The 3171-nt window shown below is 70.3% G+C and carries 3 protein-coding genes; 2 read left to right on the top strand and 1 reads right to left on the bottom strand.

Annotated features, from left to right (window positions below; all coding sequences use genetic code 11):
• Positions 1–954: acyltransferase (locus I59_RS03770; RefSeq protein WP_148286073.1), on the top strand; the 954-nt coding region annotated here is incomplete at its 5' end.
• A gap of 107 nt (positions 955–1061) precedes the next feature.
• Here the strand turns inward: I59_RS03770 and I59_RS03765 are convergent.
• Positions 1062–2396, bottom strand: coding sequence for an MFS transporter (locus I59_RS03765; protein ID WP_022902727.1), 1335 nt, complete (start codon positions 2394–2396; stop codon positions 1062–1064).
• A 214-nt stretch (positions 2397–2610) separates the two neighbouring features.
• On the opposite strand from I59_RS03765, the gene I59_RS03760 reads away from it, so the two are divergent.
• Positions 2611–3171 (top strand): DEAD/DEAH box helicase family protein (locus I59_RS03760; RefSeq protein ID WP_187289785.1); only part of this gene is annotated, 561 nt, incomplete at its 3' end.

Below are 3171 nucleotides of genomic sequence, written 5' to 3'. Positions count from 1 at the left end.
ACGACCTCCGCCCGGCGCCCGATGGCACAGTTCTGGCCGAAGCGGTTCCTGCTCGTCGGTGTGCCGTACCTGGCCTGGTCGTTCGTGTACGTCGCCGCCTCGTGGCTGCTCAGCCCGACGCGGCGCGGTGACGTCCCGGACCTCGTGCGCACGTACGCCGAGGGGATCGTCACCGGTGTCGCCTGGTACCACCTCTACTTCCTGCTGGTGACGATGCAGGTGTACCTGCTGTTGCCCGTCCTGGTGTGGATCGTCCGGCGCACCCGTGGGCACCACGTCACGGTGCTCGCGGTCGCCTTCGTCGTGCAGGTCGTCGTGTTCGCCGGCTACAAGTACTTCCCGGCGAGCGACGCGTGGCTGCACGGGTACCAGAAGCAGTTCTTCTTCTCGTACGTGTTCTTCATCGTCTCCGGCGCGGTCGCCGCCGACCACGCGGACCGGTTCCTGCGCTTCATCCGCGTGCACCGACGCGGCGTGCTCTGGGGCTTCGCGGCGACCGCCGTCGGCACACTCGGCGTCTGGACCCTGCAGGTCCTGCTCGGGCAGTCGCTGTACGCCGCCGGGACGCCGCTCCAGCCCGTGCAGGTCGTCTGGAGCTCCGCGGTCTTCGTCGGATTCCTCGCGATCGGTGCCCGCTGGGCCGACCGACGGCGGCCGGGGAGCTGGCTCGCGAAGGTCGTCGACCACGGATCGGACCGCTCGTTCGGCATCTTCCTGAGCCACCCGTTCGTCATCTGGCTGCTCCTGTACGGGGACAGCTGGCTCGAGGCGCACGTCGCACGACCGTGGCTCACCCCGGTCACCTACGTCCTCGTGGTGGTCCTGTCGGTCGCCCTGACCGAGGTCTTCCGCTGGACGCCGCTCAGCGTGCCGTTGACGGGCCGGCCGTCACTCGCCTCACGGGCGCAGCGCGAGGCACGCGCGCGGAAACGCGCGGCGGCGGCCGCCGGCTGACCCCGAGATCACCGGACTGGAGGCGCGGCACCGGACGTGCGCCGCGCCTCCAGGCCGTCACCGGGTCGCGTCCACGGCCCGTGACCGCTCCCGTGTTCGTGCGCCGGTCAGGCGTGTCCGCGCTCCGACGACGGGGTCCCGACCTCCAGTCGGCCGTCGACCGACGTCAGCCGCTTCGGGTCCATGAGCCAGGCCACGACGGCGGCGGCCGCGAGCAGCGCGCAGGACAGCGCGAACGGCAGTTGCCACCCGGACGCGTCGATCAGGGCGCCGAACACGATCGGTGACACGACACCGGCGATGCCGAAGCCGGTGTTCATGAAGCCCGACGCGGTCCCGGACCACTGCGGCGCCACGTCCATCGGGATCGCCCACAGGTTCGCGTTGCAGAGCTCGAGGAAGAAGAAGGACAGGGCCAGGGCGACCGTCGCGACAGCGAGACCCTGACCGAACACGAGGGGCAGGAGACAGACCAGCGAGCCGCCGAGCCCGATGACGAGGACCACGCGCCGAGCGTGGCGGGTGTCGCCGCCGCGGTGGATGAGCCGGTCGCTGAGCACCCCGCCGACGGTGTCGCCGACGACACCGGCGAGGAGGACGCCGGACGTGAACCAGGCGAAGGAGCCGATCTCGAGGCCGTACGTGCTGCTGAGGAACGTCGGGATCCAGGTGAGGAAGACCCAGAGCACCCAGCCGTACCCGAAGTCGACGAACGTGACCGGGAGGATCTGCCGCGCGAGCTGCCGCCACGGGACCGGCGGACGCGTGGCGCGGGTCTCGACGGGCGGGAGCTCCGAGAGCTCGGCGTCGGTGATGCCCTTCGCGGCCTCCGGGCGGTCACGGAACCAGACGAACCAGACCAGGGCCCAGACGACGGACAGCAGCGCGGTCGCGACGAACGCCCACCGCCAGTTGCCCGTCGCGGCGATGACCCAGGCGACGAGGAGCGGTGCCACCGCGTTGCCGAGCCGGGCAGCGGAGTGCACCACGCCCTGCGCGAAGCCGTTGCGGTCGCGGGGGATCCAGCGGCTCATCGCCTGGGTCGCAGCGGGGAACGCAGCGGCTTCCGTCAGGCCGAGCAGGAAGCGGGCGGCGGCGAGCGTCCAGAAGCCGACGGACAGCCCGGTCCAGAGCGTCGCCACGCCCCAGAGCACGGTGATGACGAAGAGCGCACGCCGAGGTCCGGCCTTCTCGCTGATGGTGCCGCCGAACACCTGGAGCAGCGCGTACGGCAGGGCGAACGCCGACACCACGACGCCGGCGGTCGTCTCGCTGAACCCGAAGTCCTCGGTGATGTGGGGGAGTGCCGTGGAGATGTTGGTGCGGTCGATGTACGAGATCGCGTACATGCAGCAGAGGAGCAGGAGCACCTTGCCGCGGATGCGCCCACGGAACGGGGTGCCCTTCGCGGGGGAGGGTGCGGCCGGGGTCGCCGTCGTCATGGGGCCTCTTCGGGGGAGAAGGGTTCGGGTTGCTGAACGGACCGGAGGCTACGTCGGGTCCTTATCAGCGGTCTTTGAGCCTGCCTGCAGCGGACAGTGCGCCGGGGATGACCGGTGGGAGCGTCGGGACCCTGGGACGCGGCCGTGCGCTGTGGGCGATCGGACCCGGGTGTTGTCAGTGGTCACGGCTACCGTTGACGGCATGGCAGTCGACATCGAGCCCACGCGTGCGGTCCGCCCGTTCGAGGTGATCAGCGAGTACTCGCCGAGCGGGGACCAGCCGGCGGCGATCGCCGAGCTCGCCGGACGGATCAACGCCGGTGAGACCGACGTCGTGCTCCTCGGTGCCACCGGTACCGGCAAGTCGGCGACGACCGCGTGGTTGATCGAGCAGGTGCAGCGGCCGACGCTCGTGCTCGCGCACAACAAGACCCTCGCGGCACAGCTCGCGAACGAGTTCCGCGGGCTCCTGCCGAACAACGCCGTCGAGTACTTCGTCTCGTACTACGACTACTACCAGCCCGAGGCCTACGTGCCGCAGACGGACACCTTCATCGAGAAGGACTCGTCCGTCAACGCCGAGGTCGAGCGCCTCCGCCACTCGACGACGAACTCGCTGCTCAGCCGGCGCGACGTCGTGGTGGTCTCGACGGTGTCCTGCATCTACGGCCTCGGTACGCCGGAGCAGTACATGAACGCGTCCGTGGCCCTGCACGTCGGGCAGACGATCTCGCGCGACCAGCTCGTCCGCAAGTTCGTCTCGATGCAGTACCAG

The organism is Curtobacterium sp. B8 (assembly GCF_000333315.1).
Taxonomy (GTDB): domain Bacteria; phylum Actinomycetota; class Actinomycetes; order Actinomycetales; family Microbacteriaceae; genus Curtobacterium; species Curtobacterium luteum.
Note: the sequence above shows the minus strand (reverse complement) of the source record. Positions and strands in the feature narration are given on the sequence as shown.